The sequence below is a fragment of the Erysipelatoclostridium sp. DFI.2.3 genome (assembly GCF_019132535.1).
Classification (GTDB): domain Bacteria; phylum Bacillota_I; class Bacilli_A; order Erysipelotrichales; family Erysipelotrichaceae; genus Clostridium_AQ; species Clostridium_AQ innocuum.
In genome coordinates this window covers 1-16,521 of the sequence record NZ_JAHOOJ010000014.1, presented here as the reverse complement: position 1 = coordinate 16,521, position 16,521 = coordinate 1, and the positions used below count along the sequence as shown (strand labels likewise).

Genomic DNA, 16,521 nt, shown 5'->3' with positions numbered 1-16,521 from the left:
TTCAATGCAGAAATTGTAAACAAGGATATTGTATTTAATTTATACATCTTGAACAAATGATAGGCGATGTATTCTGCAGAAGCTGTACTGTCATTAAATAACAAGGAGCATGAAAGCTTGTTGAATGCGTACATGGAACCGGAAAAGTTACACCCGTTTCTGATAATAAGCCGTGAAATCTGTGCTAAGGTTTTTACTTGGAAAGGAGAATTGATAAAACAGTTTAAAAGAAAGAAAACATGAAGTTTCTAAATTCACAGGATAATTACTTCCTCATTTTTCCTTATTTATACTTGCACCCAAAGTGAGTAAGAATCCCTGTTATATTCGACACCTTCTTTTTTAAAATCCTTCCTTGAGAAGCTAAATTTATAAAAAATTTAAGTTGCATTCTCATAAAAGTATAGTATACTAGTAACAGTTATTATGTTTCAGGGAGGGACATGAGGAATATAGTAATGAGCGCCAGGACCTACGTGGTTGACGAGGATAACAGTTATCGAAAGATTCGGCGGGTACTGTTACGGTTATGTGTGGATCGAAAGATTTCAGACAAAAGCAAGATCATACTGCTACAAAACTGATTTCATCACACATTTATATATCATACAACAGAATTTTCATTTTTTTATCATGCTCTTCACGAATTTGCGTATACGCATTGCAGTACATGCGTATACAAACACATTTTTTTAGTATGCAGTTTCATCATAAAATTGACAATAACGAAAATGGAGGACAATTTATGTGTGGAATCATAGGCTATGCGGGATTATGCAATATCTCAAATAGTGTTTTAATTGAGGGTCTGGAGGCTCTGGAGTATCGAGGCTATGACTCTGCCGGAGTCGCCGTTGTACATGACGGCGAGGTTCAGGTCGTTAAGGCAAAGGGCAAGGTCAGCTTTCTAAAGGAAAAAATGGAGGCTGTAGGCTTAGCCGGCGGTCAGGTGGGAATCGCACACACGCGCTGGGCAACACATGGTGAACCGAGCGAAATCAATTCCCATCCGCATCAAAGCGGCAATACCACGCTGGTTCACAACGGTATTATCGAAAACTATAATGAGCTGAAAAAAGAACTAGAAAATGCAGGCTATACATTCAAGAGTGACACTGACAGTGAAATCGCCTGCGCGTATATCGACTACTGTTATTTTTTGAAAAAGGACAAGCAGCAGGCTCTTGCATGTGCTTATCATCATTTCCGCGGCTCCTTTGCATTTGCCATTATATTTGCGGATGAGGCGGATGTCATCTATGCCATGCGAAAGAATTCTCCGCTTGTACTTGGTGTTGCAAGTGACAAGGCATTCCTTGCAAGTGATATTTCCGCATTTCTGAAGTATACGAATAAATACCTGCTTCTGGAGCATGAAGAAATTGCCCGCTGCAGCAGTGAAGGTATTATTATCAAGACACTGGACGGTGATTTTGTGAAACGCGATATCCTTGTGACCGATTTGGATATAAAGGATATTCAAAAGGATGGCTTTGAGCATTTCATGCTGAAGGAAATTCATGAGGAGCCGGAGGTCGTTAAGAAAACGATTGATTCTTTAATGCAGGTGGATATGAAGGACCTGTTGAATACCATGCCGAATCTGGCAAAGTACAACGATATTCACATTGTTGCCTGCGGAAGTGCCATGTATGCGGGGATGATTGCAAAATCTCTGATTGAAACCAGAGCACGGATTCATGTGGACTGTGTGTGCGCCAGTGAGTATCGCTATGCAAATCCGATATTCACGGATAAGACTCTTGTTATTCTGGTATCCCAATCCGGAGAAACCGCCGATACGATTGCGGCATTGCAGCTTGCGAAAGAGCACGGTGTGGATACTCTGGCAATTGTCAATGTTGTCGGCTCTACAATCGCCAGAGAGGCGAGCTTTGTTATCTATACAAAGGCAGGTCCGGAAATCTGTGTAGCGACTACAAAGGCATATTGTACACAGGTTGCCGTATTATCTCTGATTGCCTGTAATCTGGCCTATGTTCATGGAAATATTGATGCAGAGGAAGCGGCACGCATTACGAAGGAACTAAAGGATTTGCCGCAGCATATGCAACAGCTGATCGATTCCGACCAGTACAAGGCATTTGCTAAAAAAATATATGAGCACAACGATGTCTTCTTTATCGGTCGCGGTCTGGATTATTCACTATCCATGGAGGGCAGTCTGAAGCTGAAGGAAATTTCCTATATCCATTCCGAGGCCTACGCTGCCGGAGAATTGAAGCATGGAACCATTTCCCTTATTGAAAAGGGAACACCGGTGATTGCACTTGCGACCGATGAGGATTTATATGAGAAAACAATCAGCAATATCAAGGAGGTTAAGGCACGCGGTGCTTATGTTGTGCTGTTAATCAGCGATGACCTTGATATCGCTTCGGATTATTATGATGATGTGCTGGTGATACCAAAGGTGGATAAGCTGATTCAGGGAATCCTGACGGTAATCCCTTTACAGCTGATGGCATATGAAATCGCCAGGCTGCGCGGGTGTGAAATCGATCAGCCGCGTAATCTGGCAAAGTCTGTCACTGTAGAATAAGGTATTTAACGTAAGATGTGCGCTTACATTCAATTTCCTGATACTACACACACGTTTGCACATCTGCGGTTAAATATAGAAAAGAGGGCATGGAAAATGCCCTTTTTATGTGCAAATCTGGATGAAGCTTTTTTTCATTATCCCCAAAGGATTGATATGCAGATAATTGCCGGTATAGGAAACATATCAGTCTTAGAAGTCCTTCGTTCTCCTTTCAGCGAAAAGGGATCATAACGCTGATTTCCGCCACGATCCCTTTTTTAGAAACAAAAAACGCAAATTTCATAATCTGCTTCCGGAAACACGCCAATTATGTGTCCGCCATTTTCCTTATAGAAGCTCTTCAATTTCTCGTTACCGTTCCAGCAATCCAGATAAACAGGCTGTTCATAGCCTTTCAGCCAGGTACAGATTGCCTTTCCTATGCCTGCTCCCTGATAATCGGGATGCACAGCAATACGGGTTGCATACGCTGTATCCTTTTCATACGGCTTTATGCAAAAGGAAGCAACCACGGTATGGTCTGACAAAAGCACATAGGTAAACGGAAGCTCCTTTATAACATCACCTTCCGACATATAGGTCCATTGGCGAATCCCCTTTGCAAGTAAGAAATCCGTACAGACATGCTGCAGGGCTGTTAAGGGCGCTGCATGCTGTGGTGATGCTTTATGAAACAACAGCTTCATTTAGCCAAGGCCAGTGATCATGCTTGCCGCTTTGACGAACACATCCAGAATAGCCTCTCTGGCATGAATCAGCGGGCCATCCAAAACACCTGACATTAACAGGAATATCATGATGAAGGATAGATACATTTCATATTGCATCAGCTTGAAATAGGTTTCCTCCTTTAAGATTCCCATTAGAATCTTGGAGCCATCCAGTGGTGGAATCGGAATCAGATTGAAAATTCCAAGACCAATATTGATGGATGCCGTTGTGCCGATTACCTGAAACAGATAATAAGTGAATTCATTTTTATACAGCAATCCAAAGCGTATGAACAGCATATACAATATGACCATCAGAAAGCCGACGATGAAATTCATCAGCGGTCCCGCCATTGCGGTCCAGATCATACCGTCTTTCTTATTGCGATAAAAATATGGATCCACCTGTACCGGCTTTGCCCATCCAAAGCCAAAGAAAATCAGGGACAGAGTTCCAAACGGATCCAGATGCTTTAGGGGATTTAGGGTAAGTCTGCCACGTTGCTTTTGAGAGATATCACCCAGCTTATAGGAAACAAATGCATGTGCGAATTCATGCACGGAAAGTGCAATCGCAACCGCAGGCAGTATATAGATCAGATTAGCAAAAAAACCACGAATATCCATAAACATTCCTCCAATAGAATAGTGTTAGTATATCATATTTTGAAGGAATTACAAGTTTCATAAATGTCACCCCTGCAGGAACAGCAGGTAACCCTTATCCGTGGCGCAAACCGTCTTGCCAGGTATTTTTAACTGAACAGGGATTCCTGTATAGAATCCCTGTTTCTGATTACATCTGATCGATATTCCTCTTGCAGCCAAGATACGCCATCACATAATAACAGCCGTAAACAGCGAGGAAGAACAGCATACTTCCCCCCAGATAAATAAACATATTCGCACTGGCATAGGTCATCTCGAAAAGCTCATCAAGCATACGGATAATCGGAAGCAGATACACGATAGGAAGTACCAGCGGAATGATGAAATAAACCGCAATCTGCTTAGCCAGTAATGCATGAAGCTGTCTTTGATTCACCCCCATTTTATGCAGCATTGCGTAGGAATACCGCTGCCGGTGAGCATCGGAAAGCTGCTGCACGGCGAGTATGGTTGCACTGATGCAGATGAAGATAAAAGACAGATAGAACAGGGAGAAGCAGATACTGACAAAGCCCACTGCATTTTCCTCAAACCATTTTGCCTTCACACGATAGGAGGCATAGCTGTAAAAGCTGTCCCCTACCTGCTCTTTGTTATCGTCAAAAAACTGATTGACCGTATCCTGATACCAGGACACCTCCGTCTCAGGATCCGTATTCGCCACCCATTCTCGAAAATACGGCTTGGCATGCTTGACATGCTCATCCGCAACGATAAGATAATAGCCACTGTTCCGTGTCTGTCCATATTCCGTATCATCTACACCACGTAGCTGCAGACGCTTCCCCTGCAGATGCAGAGTATGCTGTGCGCCATATTCCTGCAGGCTATCCTTAATATCTGTTGCGCATACGATCAAATATTCATCAGCCTTCAGCGTTACAGACGGTTTTCCCTTTAAGGAACGAAGCTTATTAAAATCGCTTTGCTTCATATAAACCGAATGCTTTTCATCCTCGGTATAATAGCTTTTCCCCTTTACTACAGAATAGAAATCATCACGCTCTTCCTTCTGATAGTAATGAATATCCGCTGACTGATACGAAATCTTATGTTCCTGCAAATAGCTTTCAATTGATTTCATATTGAGCTTTTCACTGCTGCTTGCCATGATATCAAATGGTACAAAGCGTGCATTACTCAGCTCCTTCACCTCATTGAATTTCAATGCAATACAGAGAAACAGCAGCGTCAGCAGTGTCAGCAGTGACAGAGTCGCAAGCACCGTTCGGTTGGAACGCAAGCGACCCGCTATCTGCCCGTACAGATACATGCAGTTTCCCTTATATTTGATTTTTCTGTGACGATTCAGAAAAATCCCAAGCACTGCCGATATGCCATAAAAGAACAGATAGACGGATACGATAATCGCAAATACCCCCAGCATGAGCAGCATGGAATCTGAGCTTTGGCCGTTTACCATACTTCTCAGATACTGCTGTGTCACATATAATCCTGCTACTGCCAGAAGGACAGCTGCAAGGAAGTAGAATCCGGATAAACGAGAACCCTTTGCTGTTTTTTCATTCCTGCTCGCATTATACAGCATGGTATGAATGCTCTGCTTTTTCAAAGCAATCCCTTCCCTGATCATCTCCAGCAGATAAATACTCAGGAAGCAGAGAAATGCAGCACCGCATGCGCTCCAGGAGAAGGAAAGCTGAAATGCATATGCAAAACCAAAGATATTCAACAGTATTGCGTGCAATATCTCATAGACAAAAATACCGAGAACACAGCCGATAAAAAAACCGACAGCCCCAAGAGCCAGCTGTTCAAACAGGAACATACGGCTAACCTGTGTTCGCTTCATCCCCAAAAGCAGATACATACCAAATTCACGGCTTCGTTTCTGTAGAATAAAATTCGATATATAATAAATCAGCCAGGCGATAATCAGGGTTACCAGAATACTGACCATAATCATGATGCTTTTGACATTGTCATAGGTTGTAACCAGATCCTGCATTTCACCGGAAAAGGCAATCGCGAAAAACGCATACAGCAGTGTCATCGTAATCGTCACTGTAAAAACATAAATACTGTATTCCTTCAGACTTCGTTTCAGATTGCGAAGTGCAAGTTTAACGTACAGCATGCACATCACCACCCAGCAGCTGCATCACATCCAGTATTTTCTGAAAGAATGCTTTTCTTGTCAGGGAGCCGCGATAGATTTCATTGAAGATAGTTCCATCCTTCAAAAACAAAACACGCTTTGCATAAGATGCTGAAAACGCATCATGTGTAACCATCAGAATTGTTGCCTGAAGCTCTGTATTCATTCTCTGAAACTGTTCCATAAGCAGATAGGAGGAATGTGAATCCAGTGCACCCGTCGGCTCATCCGCCAGAATCAGACTCGGATCATGAATCATCGCTCTTGCACAGGCACACCGCTGACGCTGACCACCGCTTACCTGATACGGATATTTTTCCAGTATATCCTGAATCTGAAGAATTTCTGCCAATGCATTTACCTGTGGATCAATCTGCTCCGCCCTTTTCTTCAAAAGAGTCAATGGCAATGCGATATTTTCCTGCAGGGTCAGAGTATCCAGAAGATTAAAATCCTGAAAAATAAATCCCAGCTCCTTTTTACGGAATTCAGCCAGCTCATTTTCCCGCAGCTCACAAATACTGTTTCCGTTGATTTCTATATTTCCTGCGCTTACAGCATCGATGGTTGAAATGACATTCAGCAGGGTGGTTTTTCCACTGCCGCTTGCTCCCATAACCGCTGTAAACTCCTGCTTTTCAACTGCAAAGGATATATCATTCAATGCCTGTGTGATATTCCCCTGATTTCCATAAAATTTTTCCACGTGGGAAACTATAACAACACTCATATACTTCACGTCCTCTCTACCTGAAGTATACAAAATATGCCCAGGTAAGTGTAGGAGGTTTCCTTACAGGAATATGACAGTTCTGTAACTTTATACATGGGAGAACTCCAGACTCATCACGGTTCCCTCCTGATCTGAATCCGCATGCAGATCGATCTGCAGTGATGTACAGAGCTTTTTGCATAAATACAGACCTATGCCTGTGGAATGCGAATGAATCAGTCTTCCGTTATCCCCGGTAAAGCCCTTATCGAATATTCTTGGCAGGTCATGTTCCGGAATTCCAATGCCATTATCTTTTACCGTCAGCACAACATGGCGCGCATCCTTTTGTATTGCCAGACTTAAAACCGCACCCTTTTTACGCCTATATTTCACTGCGTTTTCAATCAGCTGATTCAATAGAAAAATCAGCCATTTTTCATCTGTATAGACAAGAGCATCCTGCTCGGGAAAACGAATCGACATAGAAGCCTGTGTACACAGATATTTACATTGCAGCAGTGCCTCCTGAATGCAGGAGGATAGTGATACCTGCTGGATACGAAAATCCTTTTCCACAGATTCACTTCTCGCATAAAACAGCACCTGCTCCACATAATGCTCCACGCGCTCCAGCTGCTGAAACAGCTGTCGTTTTCGTTCCCCCTGCTGATTCTCGATGGACAGCTTCATTGCTGCAATCGGTGTTTTGATTTCATGTACCCACTGCTCGACATAATCCTGATATTCCCGGCGGGAGCGCTGAACAGTACCGATTTCCTCCAGCATGGATTTATTACCGAGATACAACAGCCGCCGGTAAAATGCCTCTTCATGGTTTGCCCCTTTGGGCAGCATCTCATGCATGAGATAGCGTTTTTCCATGGAATCGATAATTGCGCACAGCTCTTTTCTGCGCCTGTTTTTTCTGTGATAATCCTGAATGAAATACAATAAGAAAAACAGGAGCCACATTCCGCACAGCAAAATCGCAAGTCCTGCAGGCATGCCTAAGAAAACGAGCAGTACACACTGCAGCAGAAAAACCAGCAGCATACCGGCCATGAGAATTCCATGATCCTCCAGATATTCATGCAGCTTCATATCTGATATCCCTGCCGGTGACGTGTCACAATAAAATCCTCCACCCCCAGCTCACGCAGCTTATTGCGGATTCTGGTAACATTGACACTGAGGGCATTATCATCGATAAACAGCTTATTATCCCACAGATAGTCAATCAGATCCTCCCGCGGAATGATTTCCCCTTTATGCTGGAACATGTAATGCAGGATTTTCACCTCATTCTTTGTCAGTTCTCTTGTATTATTTTGATATTCAATACGGCTCATTGCGACATCCAGCAGAACACCATGATGTGTCAGATTCTGATCCTTCCATTCATAGGAGCGCTTCAGTAGTGCCGCAATACGGGCAAGCAGAATACTTGTATTGTATGGCTTGGTAATAAAATCGTCACCGCCCATCTGCATACTGCACAGCTCATCCATATCGGTATTCCGGCTCGTCACAAAAATAATAGGAACCTTGGAAAAGCTGCGAAGCTGGGAACAAACTGTAAAGCCGTCCATCTGCGGCAGATTGATATCCAGCAGGATAATGTGTGGATCATGCGTTTTCACAAGCTCTCTGATATCCTCCTGCATATTCCAGCAAATCGCCTCATACCCCTGTTTCTGCAGCAGCATCTGCAGTTCTCTGCAGATTGCCTCATCATCTTCAATTATTAAAATCGTATACATACGCATTTCCTCTCTTTTCTGTTTCATATAGGAACAACAGCTTTATAACACCTAAAATGAAATGGAGGCATTTCATATTTCATCCTTGGGATGCTGTAAGCCTCTCACCCATTATACAATAGCCGTAAGGAAAAAGAAAAGATGACCGCAGTCATCTTTCAATACTGTAAGAACTAAGCGTCCCCATAGGCCTTGTTCACTAATAGATGTATTCCGCTGTATATGATGGAAATCACCGTCCAGATACAGGTGGATACCAGTGCTCCGAATGTATCCAGATACACATCACTCATCGATGATGTGCGGCCGGTAAATTTCTGATGATATTCATCTCCGAAAGCAAAGCAGAAGCAGATACCGACAGTAAGCAGAAAACGCCAGAATTTATTGACTCCCAAAATCGCCAGTGTGATATAAATACCGGCAGCCAGTGTAAAGTAAATGGAAAAGTGGGCAAGCTTTCTGATATTGGCATTCCAGTCACTGCCATAGGGAGAGTGCAGAATAACGAAGTACTTGATGCGTTCACTTAATGCTATTCCCTCTTCGGTGGTTTCCAGTCTGGTATTCACCTGTTCCTTGATTTTTTCCGTTACAATCTCACTTCGTGCATTGGACATCTGTCCGTCCTCTGCCGATAACGAGTAGATTGCAAACATAACGGAACCGCAGACCCCCAGAAAAATCAATGCACAGAGAATGCGGATTCCCATGTTCTTTTTCTTCTTCATACGCTCACCACCTTGTTGCCTTATTGTAAAACAAAACAGATGCATACGCAAGACATGCAGTTAAATATAACAAAAATTTAAGATATACCGTTGATCTGATTTTTCAGTATGCCTTACCTACTTCATTCCTTCAACATGATCTGTATGATGCTTTACCAGCCGGTCTGGTTACATTGTGGAGGCATCCACATTATCCCTTATAATACCCCTATCTGATACGCATTCAGATCAGATTTAAAAGCAATGCAGAAAAAAAATACGTCCTTTAGGAAATCGGACGTATTTTTCATTCCATATATTTGATCCCTTACATACTGTTTATCTGCAGCTTATTTTGTTTTCTCGATGATTTCAATGAAGCTGTCTGCCTTCAGACTTGCGCCACCGATCAGTGCACCATCGATATCCGGCTGCGCCATGTATTCAACGATGTTGTTAGGCTTAACAGATCCACCATACTGTACACGAACATTTTCAGCAGCCTCGTCACCATACATAACACGTACCTGGTCACGAACGATACGGCAGCAGTTTTCTGCGATTTCCACAGAAGCGCTCTTTCCTGTTCCGATTGCCCAGATTGGCTCGTAAGCGATTACCATGTTTCCAACACATTTTGGACACATATCCGCAAGAGAACCAGTCAGCTGATCACGGATTACTTTTTCAGAATCTCCGGCATCATACTGAGCCTCTGTTTCACCGATACACAGAATTGGTGTAATACCGGCATCGATCAGGCGTTTTGCCTTTTTGTTTACAGTTTCGTCTGTGTCATTGAACATTTCACGACGCTCAGAATGTCCGATGATACAGTGTGTAACACCAACCTCCTGCAGCATAGGTACAGAAATTTCACCAGTGAAGGCTCCACTGTCCTCCCAGTGGCAGTTTTCTGCAGCGATTACCAGGTTTTTCGCACCGGCAACAGCAGCAGACAGTGCCGTGTAAGGAGCACCAATACCGAATACGGCATTTTCACTTGCGGCAGCAGCATCTACAGCTTCCATGAATTCCTTTGTTTCCTTCATGGTTTTGTTCATTTTCCAGTTTCCAACAATAATTGGTTTTCTCATGTCTCGTTCTCCTATTTTCGTTTTTTATTATTTATCTGCGATTACAGCGATTCCAGGCAGGACTTTCCCTTCCATATATTCCAGAGAAGCTCCGCCACCTGTGGAAATGTGAGAGAATTTTTCTGCGAATCCCAGCTGAATTGCAGCAGCAGCACTGTCTCCGCCACCGATTACAGTCGTAGCTCCTGGCAGCTCGGAAATAGCAGTACATACTTCCAGTGTACCCTTCGCAAACGGTGCCATTTCAAATACACCCATAGGCCCGTTCCATACAACGGTTTTTGCACCGGTAAGTGCTTCCTTGTACAGTTCGATAGATTTCGGACCGATATCCAGACCCATGTAGTCTGCAGGAATGCTGTCATTGTCAGCAATCACTGTGTTTGCATCCTCTGCAAATTTATCAGCACATACGTGGTCAACAGGCAGGATCAGCTTGCCTTCAGCTTTTTCGATGTATTCCTTTGCAAGTTCCACCTTGTCTTCTTCAACAAGAGACTTACCAACATTGCAGCCCATAGCCTTCAGGAAGGTATAAGCCATACCGCCACCGATCAGGACCTTGTCAGCCTTTTTCAGCAGGTTGTCCACAACAGCAATCTTATCGGAAACCTTAGCTCCACCGATGATTGCGACAAACGGACGTTCAGGAGTATCCACAGCAGCTCCCAGCATCTTCACTTCTTTTTCTACCAGGAAGCCCAGCGCATTCGGCAGAATGGATGCGATACCTGCAGTGGAAGCATGTGCACGGTGAACACTACCGAATGCATCCTCAACAAACAGGTCACCCAGCTTTGCCCAGTAAGCAGCCAGCTCCGGATCATTTTTGCTTTCGCCTTTTTCATAACGAGTATTCTGCATAACGACGATTTCACCGTCATTCAGTGCAGCGACTGCATTTTCCAGTTCTTCACCACGTGTAACCGGAACGAAAGTCACCTTCGTATCAACCAGTTCATTTAAACGCTCAGCTACACAGCGCAGATCGTTCTTTGCTTTATCCTCTTCTGTCTTCACCTTTCCAAGGTGGGACATCAAAATAATCTTTGCGTTGTTTTCCACTAAATATTTGATGGTTGGCAGAGCCTGAATAATACGGTTGTCGTTTGTAATCTTGCCATCTTTTCTAGGAACGTTGAAATCGCAGCGTACGATGACACGTTTTCCAGCAACATCTAAATCTTTTACAGTTCTTTTGGCCATAGTAAAATTCCTCCTTATGTATCGGCTTTATTATACCACCAAGAGCCTTTTTCGTAAACGAAATTTCACTTTTTGCGAAAAAAATCACAATTCTGGATATTTTCAAGAAAATCATATGGAAGCTGCGGTTTTCTGTGTTTTTAGGACAACATTTATAGTATAATGTGAATACGAGCTACCATACAGTAAGGAGCATTTTATGGATACGATAAAGGAAACCATGCAGGATCTCATGGATATCATAAAAAGATCCAAAAACAGCGATATGGAAGAGGAGTACCGCTGTTCCGTAATGCTTTTGAATCTGGGTAACCAGCAGCAGGACAGCTATGCCCTTGCATTTGCCCACGCCTATCTTGCGGATTATTACATTCTGACCAGACAGCAGGACATTTGTCTTCAGCATCTGCACGAGGCGATTTCCTGTTCGGAAGAAAACCATTATGACGATCTGCTGCTTATGTGCTACACGATTGCCGGATTGTATTACAACTCGCATTTTGATGAAATCAGCGCCGTTCAGTATTATATGAAAGCCTATCATATCGCTCTGGAACAGAATAATCTGCATGAACAGATGGTGATTCTCAACAATCTCTGTGTTCTGTTTATGCAGAAGAACGATACGGTTGAAGCCCTGCGCTATATCCGCAATGCCTATGAGGTGTTTCTAAAGCAGCAGACACCGCCCGAAGATCATGCACAGCTGATTGTTATTCTCAACCTCGTGGAGCTGTATATCCGCAACGGCCAGCTGAATGAGGCCGTGAATATATATGCTGCCTATGGACCGCTGCTGCATGAGGGGCAGGCAAAGGGTCTTCGTCTGCATGTGGCTATGCTGTGTGAGCTGTTTCTGGCGGACGCCTTTCACCGAAGCGATGAGATACAGAAAATTGCGGATTACTTTGCTTCCGCCAAGCTGCATCATCATCTCAACCGCAGTATGTATTTTGCTTTCTATAATGATATCTTTGACATTCTGCTGAACATAAAGGATAAAAAGCGCTGTGAACAGTTCCTGCAGTATATGGGGGAAATCTGTCTGGAGGATGACATCGAACAGCAGCTGCAGCTGCACCTGAGCTGGATCAACTTCGCAGAGGTGTTTCATATGGAGGATACGCTCATCAATTCCTATAAGCAGTATTATCTGCTGCAGAAAATGGTGGTGAATGTCACCAACAAGACCAAGGCGGAAAGTATGAAGGAAAAGATTTTGATGGAGCATATGCTGGAGGAACAGGAGCGCATAGTCCGTGAGAAAAATGTGCTGGAGGCGCGCGTGAAAATCGATGGACTTACCGGCCTGTTCAATCGCAGCTATTTCAATACCCTGTGCGATGTCATGCAGAACAATCCGGATGTTAAAGCCATCGGTATCATCCTGGTTGATGTTGACTATTTCAAGGAGTACAATGATCTGTATGGACATTACAAGGGGGATGAGCTGTTGCGCAGGGTTGCCTTGTGTCTGGATGAAAACGGTGACTCCCGTTTCTTTGCGGCACGCTACGGCGGCGATGAATTCATCTGTCTGTGCGTCAATACAGAAAAAGAAGAAATTGAAAGCTACCTGAAAAGGGTCTATGAGGATTTAAGGCTGGCTCATATCGAGCATGCCACATCCCCTGCAGCTTCTCTTGCCACCGTATCTATCGGATATTCCCTGTTTGATAATGATGAAGGCTTTGATTTGGAAACTGCCATCACGATGGCGGATACGGCACTTTATCAGGCAAAAAACAGCGAAAGAAACCGACACAGCTGCTGCTTATAGACTATGTAAGAAATGACCGCTGCCTTTATGGCGGTTTTTTACAATACAAAATACAGTACCTCCTTTATAATAGCGTATATATTCTATGAAGGAAAAGGAGTGTGGTGATATGATAGAATCACGTTGCGGTATCAAATGCGGAAGCTGTGCTTACAAAGAGCAGATGGGATGCACCGGCTGTCTGCACATACAGAAGCCGTTCTGGGGGGAAGGCTGTCCGGTGAAGAGCTGTGTGGAAGAAAAAAAGCTGCAGCACTGCGGAGAATGCGAAACGTTTCCCTGTGAGCTTGCGAAAGCGTTTGCCTATGATGAAAAACAGGGGGATGGGGGAGAACGCCTAAAGACCTGCCGCTGCTGGAAGGAAGGTATTCCGGGCTGATGGATGCTGAAAGCATCCAATCCGCATTACAGGCAAAAAACGGTGTTGTAATGGATTTCAAGCTGGAGTGGGATGCCTTTCGTTTTCTTCTGTTTGATAAAATGTTTGCCATGCTGGGATTCAACAAACAGCAGGAGCCGATTCTTACGCTGAAGCTACCGCCGCAGGATGGTGCCTGGTATCGCGAGGAGTATGCGTTTATAACAGAGGGCTATTATATGAACAAGGTGCATTGGATCAGTGTACGATACGATCTGGCCTCCCGGGATTTGTTGATGGACCTCATGGAGAAGAGCTATACAGGCTTTCTGTGTACGCTGACAAAGAAACAGCAGCAGCTTATTGCCGGGAAAGCTCAGCATACTTAGTTTTATGATATTCCTTTCCCGGGAATATCTTTTTAGCTATTGATTGTTCATGTCTTTTGCATGTATGAATGCTTTTATTTCATGCCGATATGCATAGGCGGGTTCTTTTTGTTTGGTATGTATATAGACATATTTGTGAATGCCATTCAGAGGCTGGAAAAGCATGTATGTATATAAAAAAGACGCAGGTAATAAAATACCAGCAGGCATGTGTTCTGTGACGATTCATACAAAAAAGCCGTTATTCTGTAGGTAATAACGGCTTTTCTTATGTTATGTATCACTTTCCAAATTTTTTAACTTCGATAATGCAGTCTTAATATGGTTATGCTGTTCCCATGGAAAATTTTTATAAATTTCATGTAATCTGCCAAAATCAAATTCAGGAACACGTATGCTCAAATATATATTCAGCTTAGCCTTTGTTTTATACCTTCTTTTCTTAAGATATTTTTCTTTTGTATCGATGGTATCTACAAACGTATTTCCCTTCTCAATCAGCATTGCATCATACTTATAATATGGATATCAGTAACTATACTTTCCCTGTTCTGCAAATTCTATCTGATTTTGTTATGGTTGTAATCTATTTCTATTTATATCCTATTTCCCGTAAAGTTAAAAAAAGCGGCGTGGTTTTTCCTTCCATTCCGCTTTCCTTATATATATTGGAAAATTTATTTTACTTTGGCATCCAGTGTGTTGTCCTTCACAACAACATCATGTGCCCCGCCTTCTACGATACTTGTAGAAGACACGAGTGTGATTTTGGCATTTTTCTGCAGCTCCTCAATGGTCAGCGTTCCGCAGTTGCACATGGTATGCTTTACCTTGCTCAGCGTCAGATCGACATTATCCTTTAAGGCTCCTGCATATGGAACATAGGAATCCACACCTTCCACGAAGGACAGCTTTTTACTGCCTCCCATGTCATATCGCTGCCAGTTTCTGGCGCGTGCGCTTCCTTCTCCCCAGTATTCCTTCATATAGGTACCGTTGATTGTAACCTTTTTGGTTGGAGATTCTTCAAATCTGGAGAAGTATCTTCCCAGCATGACGAAGTCTGCGCCCATAGCAAGCGCCAGCGTGATGTGGTAGTCATGAACGATACCGCCATCGCTGCAGATTGGAACATAGATTCCCGTTTCCTTATAATATTCGTCACGCGCTTTCGCAACATCAATCGTAGCCGTTGCCTGTCCGCGCCCGATTCCCTTCTGTTCACGGGTAATACAGATGGAACCGCCACCGATTCCGATTTTCACAAAGTCTGCGCCTGCCTCGGCCAGGAAACGGAAGCCCTCCGCATCCACGACGTTACCGGCACCGACCTTTACACTGTCACCGTATTTCTCACGAACCCATTTCAATGTGCGTGCCTGCCATTCGCTGAATCCTTCGCTGGAATCAATGCATAAAACATCCGCACCGGCTTCGATCAAAGCAGGAATACGTTCCTCATAATCGCGGGTATTGATACCGGCACCAACGATATACCGCTTCTGATCATCCAGCAATTCATTTGGATGCTCCTTGTGGGAATCATAATCCTTGCGGAATACGAATGCCTTCAAATGCTGATTTTCATCAATGATCGGCAGCTGGTTCAGCTTGTGTTCCCAGATCATATCGTTTGCCTCACTCAGTGTGCAGCCCTCGTTGCCGTAAATGAGCTTTTCAAACGGCGTCATGAAATCCGCTACTTTGGTGGATGGATCCATACGGGAGGTACGGTAATCTCTGCTTGTGATAATACCGAGCAGCTTTCCCTCCGGTGTACCGTCTTCCGTAACCGCCATAGTCGCATGTCCGGTTTCATCCTTCAGATCCAGTACATCCTGCAGCGTAGCATCCGGACGGATATTGGAATCACTGTATACAAAGCCTGCCTTTGTCGCCTTTACACGGCGAACCATGGCAGCCTCATTCTCAATTGTCTGAGAACCGTAGATGAAGGAAATGCCTCCCTCTCTAGCCAGTGCACATGCCATCTTTTCGCCTGAAACAGACTGCATGATTGCGGAAACCATCGGTATATTCAAGGAAAGCTCCGGTTCTTCCTTTCCTTTTCTAAATTTTACCAGTGGTGTTTTTAAAGAAACGTTTGCTGGGGTACATTCTGCTGAGGAATATCCCGGAACAATAAGATACTCACTGAATGTACGTGAAGGTTCATTAAAATAATATGCCATTTTCACATCTCCTTTTCCATATTCAATTTTTTATAAACTTTCCCAATTAAAAATTGATATTTTAATACATTATAAAGACATTCACTTTTGAAGTCAATATGGTTTTGAAAAAATTTTCATGAAGCTGAAGTGAAAAGTTAAATTCCACTTTCAAAGTAGCTAAGTAGAAAAGACTCTTACACAACAATCTAGTTGAATTTACACTTACAATTGCATTTAGTCTTTCATATATCCTTTTTTATATCTATGA

15 protein-coding genes are annotated in these 16,521 nt (G+C 43.4%); 4 read left to right on the top strand and 11 right to left on the bottom strand.

What is annotated here, in order from left to right:
• The first annotated feature begins 745 nt into the window (after nt 1-745).
• A complete protein-coding gene (glmS, locus tag KSZ58_RS14560) occupies nt 746-2,563 on the top strand; it encodes a glutamine--fructose-6-phosphate transaminase (isomerizing) (RefSeq protein ID WP_008818527.1) in 1,818 nt (605 codons plus the stop codon).
• Nucleotides 2,564-2,823: 260 nt separating this feature from the next.
• Here the strand turns inward: glmS and KSZ58_RS14555 are convergent, their stop codons facing one another.
• The 9 genes from KSZ58_RS14555 to pgk all read right to left on the bottom strand — a co-directional run bounded on the left by KSZ58_RS14555 (nt 2,824) and on the right by pgk (nt 11,552).
• A complete protein-coding gene (locus KSZ58_RS14555; RefSeq protein ID WP_008818525.1) occupies nt 2,824-3,252 on the bottom strand; it encodes a GNAT family N-acetyltransferase in 429 nt (142 codons plus the stop codon).
• Nucleotides 3,253-3,903 carry a site-2 protease family protein gene (locus tag KSZ58_RS14550; RefSeq protein WP_002607312.1) on the bottom strand — a complete coding sequence of 217 codons (651 nt, stop codon included), beginning with the start codon at nt 3,901-3,903 and terminating at the stop codon, nt 3,253-3,255.
• Between the two features lie 169 nt (nt 3,904-4,072).
• Entirely contained in the window at nt 4,073-6,043 is a 1,971-nt protein-coding gene (locus tag KSZ58_RS14545) for an ABC transporter permease (protein WP_008818524.1), read from the bottom strand.
• The gene (locus KSZ58_RS14540; protein WP_008818523.1) at nt 6,030-6,794 is read right to left on the bottom strand and encodes an ABC transporter ATP-binding protein; all 765 of its coding nucleotides are present in this window, start codon (nt 6,792-6,794) and stop codon (nt 6,030-6,032) included. The genes KSZ58_RS14545 and KSZ58_RS14540 overlap by 14 nt, the downstream gene beginning before the upstream one ends.
• Before the next feature lie 90 nt (nt 6,795-6,884).
• The gene (locus KSZ58_RS14535; RefSeq protein ID WP_008818521.1) at nt 6,885-7,880 is read right to left on the bottom strand and encodes a HAMP domain-containing sensor histidine kinase; all 996 of its coding nucleotides are present in this window, start codon (nt 7,878-7,880) and stop codon (nt 6,885-6,887) included.
• Nucleotides 7,877-8,539, bottom strand: coding sequence for a response regulator transcription factor (locus tag KSZ58_RS14530; RefSeq protein WP_021420318.1), 663 nt, complete (start codon nt 8,537-8,539; stop codon nt 7,877-7,879). Before KSZ58_RS14530 ends, KSZ58_RS14535 begins: the two co-directional genes overlap by 4 nt.
• Before the next feature lie 173 nt (nt 8,540-8,712).
• On the bottom strand, nt 8,713-9,270 hold the full coding sequence (locus KSZ58_RS14525; protein ID WP_002607307.1) for a VanZ family protein: 558 nt from the start codon (nt 9,268-9,270) through the stop codon (nt 8,713-8,715).
• A 329-nt stretch (nt 9,271-9,599) separates the two neighbouring features.
• Nucleotides 9,600-10,346 (bottom strand): triose-phosphate isomerase, encoded by a 747-nt coding sequence (gene tpiA, locus KSZ58_RS14520; protein WP_002607306.1) that lies wholly within the window; start codon nt 10,344-10,346, stop codon nt 9,600-9,602.
• A 27-nt stretch (nt 10,347-10,373) separates the two neighbouring features.
• Nucleotides 10,374-11,552 carry a phosphoglycerate kinase gene (gene pgk, locus KSZ58_RS14515; RefSeq protein WP_009588173.1) on the bottom strand — a complete coding sequence of 393 codons (1,179 nt, stop codon included), beginning with the start codon at nt 11,550-11,552 and terminating at the stop codon, nt 10,374-10,376.
• 199 nt (nt 11,553-11,751) lie between these two features.
• Between pgk and KSZ58_RS14510 the strand changes: the two genes are divergently transcribed.
• From KSZ58_RS14510 to KSZ58_RS14500, 3 genes are all read left to right on the top strand, one after another.
• On the top strand, nt 11,752-13,332 hold the full coding sequence (locus tag KSZ58_RS14510; protein WP_217752789.1) for a GGDEF domain-containing protein: 1,581 nt from the start codon (nt 11,752-11,754) through the stop codon (nt 13,330-13,332).
• Between the two features lie 109 nt (nt 13,333-13,441).
• Nucleotides 13,442-13,711: a DUF3795 domain-containing protein gene (locus KSZ58_RS14505; protein ID WP_009269804.1), complete on the top strand. Its 270-nt coding sequence runs from the start codon at nt 13,442-13,444 to the stop codon at nt 13,709-13,711.
• Nucleotides 13,711-14,079, top strand: a complete 369-nt coding sequence (locus KSZ58_RS14500; protein ID WP_009588179.1) for an MmcQ/YjbR family DNA-binding protein — start codon at nt 13,711-13,713, stop codon at nt 14,077-14,079. Before KSZ58_RS14505 ends, KSZ58_RS14500 begins: the two co-directional genes overlap by 1 nt.
• 273 nt (nt 14,080-14,352) lie before the next feature.
• Here the strand turns inward: KSZ58_RS14500 and KSZ58_RS14495 are convergent, their stop codons facing one another.
• Together KSZ58_RS14495 and KSZ58_RS14490 are read right to left on the bottom strand one after the other, a co-directional pair.
• A complete protein-coding gene (locus KSZ58_RS14495) occupies nt 14,353-14,583 on the bottom strand; it encodes a hypothetical protein (RefSeq protein ID WP_008818513.1) in 231 nt (76 codons plus the stop codon).
• Nucleotides 14,584-14,756: 173 nt separating this feature from the next.
• Complete coding sequence (locus KSZ58_RS14490) at nt 14,757-16,271, bottom strand: IMP dehydrogenase (protein ID WP_008818512.1); 1,515 nt, start codon at nt 16,269-16,271, stop codon at nt 14,757-14,759.
• Nucleotides 16,272-16,521 lie beyond the last annotated feature (250 nt).

Coding starts and splice junctions, on each gene's coding strand:
- glmS (WP_008818527.1), top strand. CDS start 746: ATGTGTGGAATCATAGGCTATGCGGGATTATGCAATATCTCAAATAGT.
- KSZ58_RS14555 (WP_008818525.1), bottom strand. CDS start 3,252: ATGAAGCTGTTGTTTCATAAAGCATCACCACAGCATGCAGCGCCCTTA.
- KSZ58_RS14550 (WP_002607312.1), bottom strand. CDS start 3,903: ATGGATATTCGTGGTTTTTTTGCTAATCTGATCTATATACTGCCTGCG.
- KSZ58_RS14545 (WP_008818524.1), bottom strand. CDS start 6,043: ATGCTGTACGTTAAACTTGCACTTCGCAATCTGAAACGAAGTCTGAAG.
- KSZ58_RS14540 (WP_008818523.1), bottom strand. CDS start 6,794: ATGAGTGTTGTTATAGTTTCCCACGTGGAAAAATTTTATGGAAATCAG.
- KSZ58_RS14535 (WP_008818521.1), bottom strand. CDS start 7,880: ATGAAGCTGCATGAATATCTGGAGGATCATGGAATTCTCATGGCCGGT.
- KSZ58_RS14530 (WP_021420318.1), bottom strand. CDS start 8,539: ATGTATACGATTTTAATAATTGAAGATGATGAGGCAATCTGCAGAGAA.
- KSZ58_RS14525 (WP_002607307.1), bottom strand. CDS start 9,270: ATGAAGAAGAAAAAGAACATGGGAATCCGCATTCTCTGTGCATTGATT.
- tpiA (WP_002607306.1), bottom strand. CDS start 10,346: ATGAGAAAACCAATTATTGTTGGAAACTGGAAAATGAACAAAACCATG.
- pgk (WP_009588173.1), bottom strand. CDS start 11,552: ATGGCCAAAAGAACTGTAAAAGATTTAGATGTTGCTGGAAAACGTGTC.
- KSZ58_RS14510 (WP_217752789.1), top strand. CDS start 11,752: ATGGATACGATAAAGGAAACCATGCAGGATCTCATGGATATCATAAAA.
- KSZ58_RS14505 (WP_009269804.1), top strand. CDS start 13,442: ATGATAGAATCACGTTGCGGTATCAAATGCGGAAGCTGTGCTTACAAA.
- KSZ58_RS14500 (WP_009588179.1), top strand. CDS start 13,711: ATGGATGCTGAAAGCATCCAATCCGCATTACAGGCAAAAAACGGTGTT.
- KSZ58_RS14495 (WP_008818513.1), bottom strand. CDS start 14,583: ATGCTGATTGAGAAGGGAAATACGTTTGTAGATACCATCGATACAAAA.
- KSZ58_RS14490 (WP_008818512.1), bottom strand. CDS start 16,271: ATGGCATATTATTTTAATGAACCTTCACGTACATTCAGTGAGTATCTT.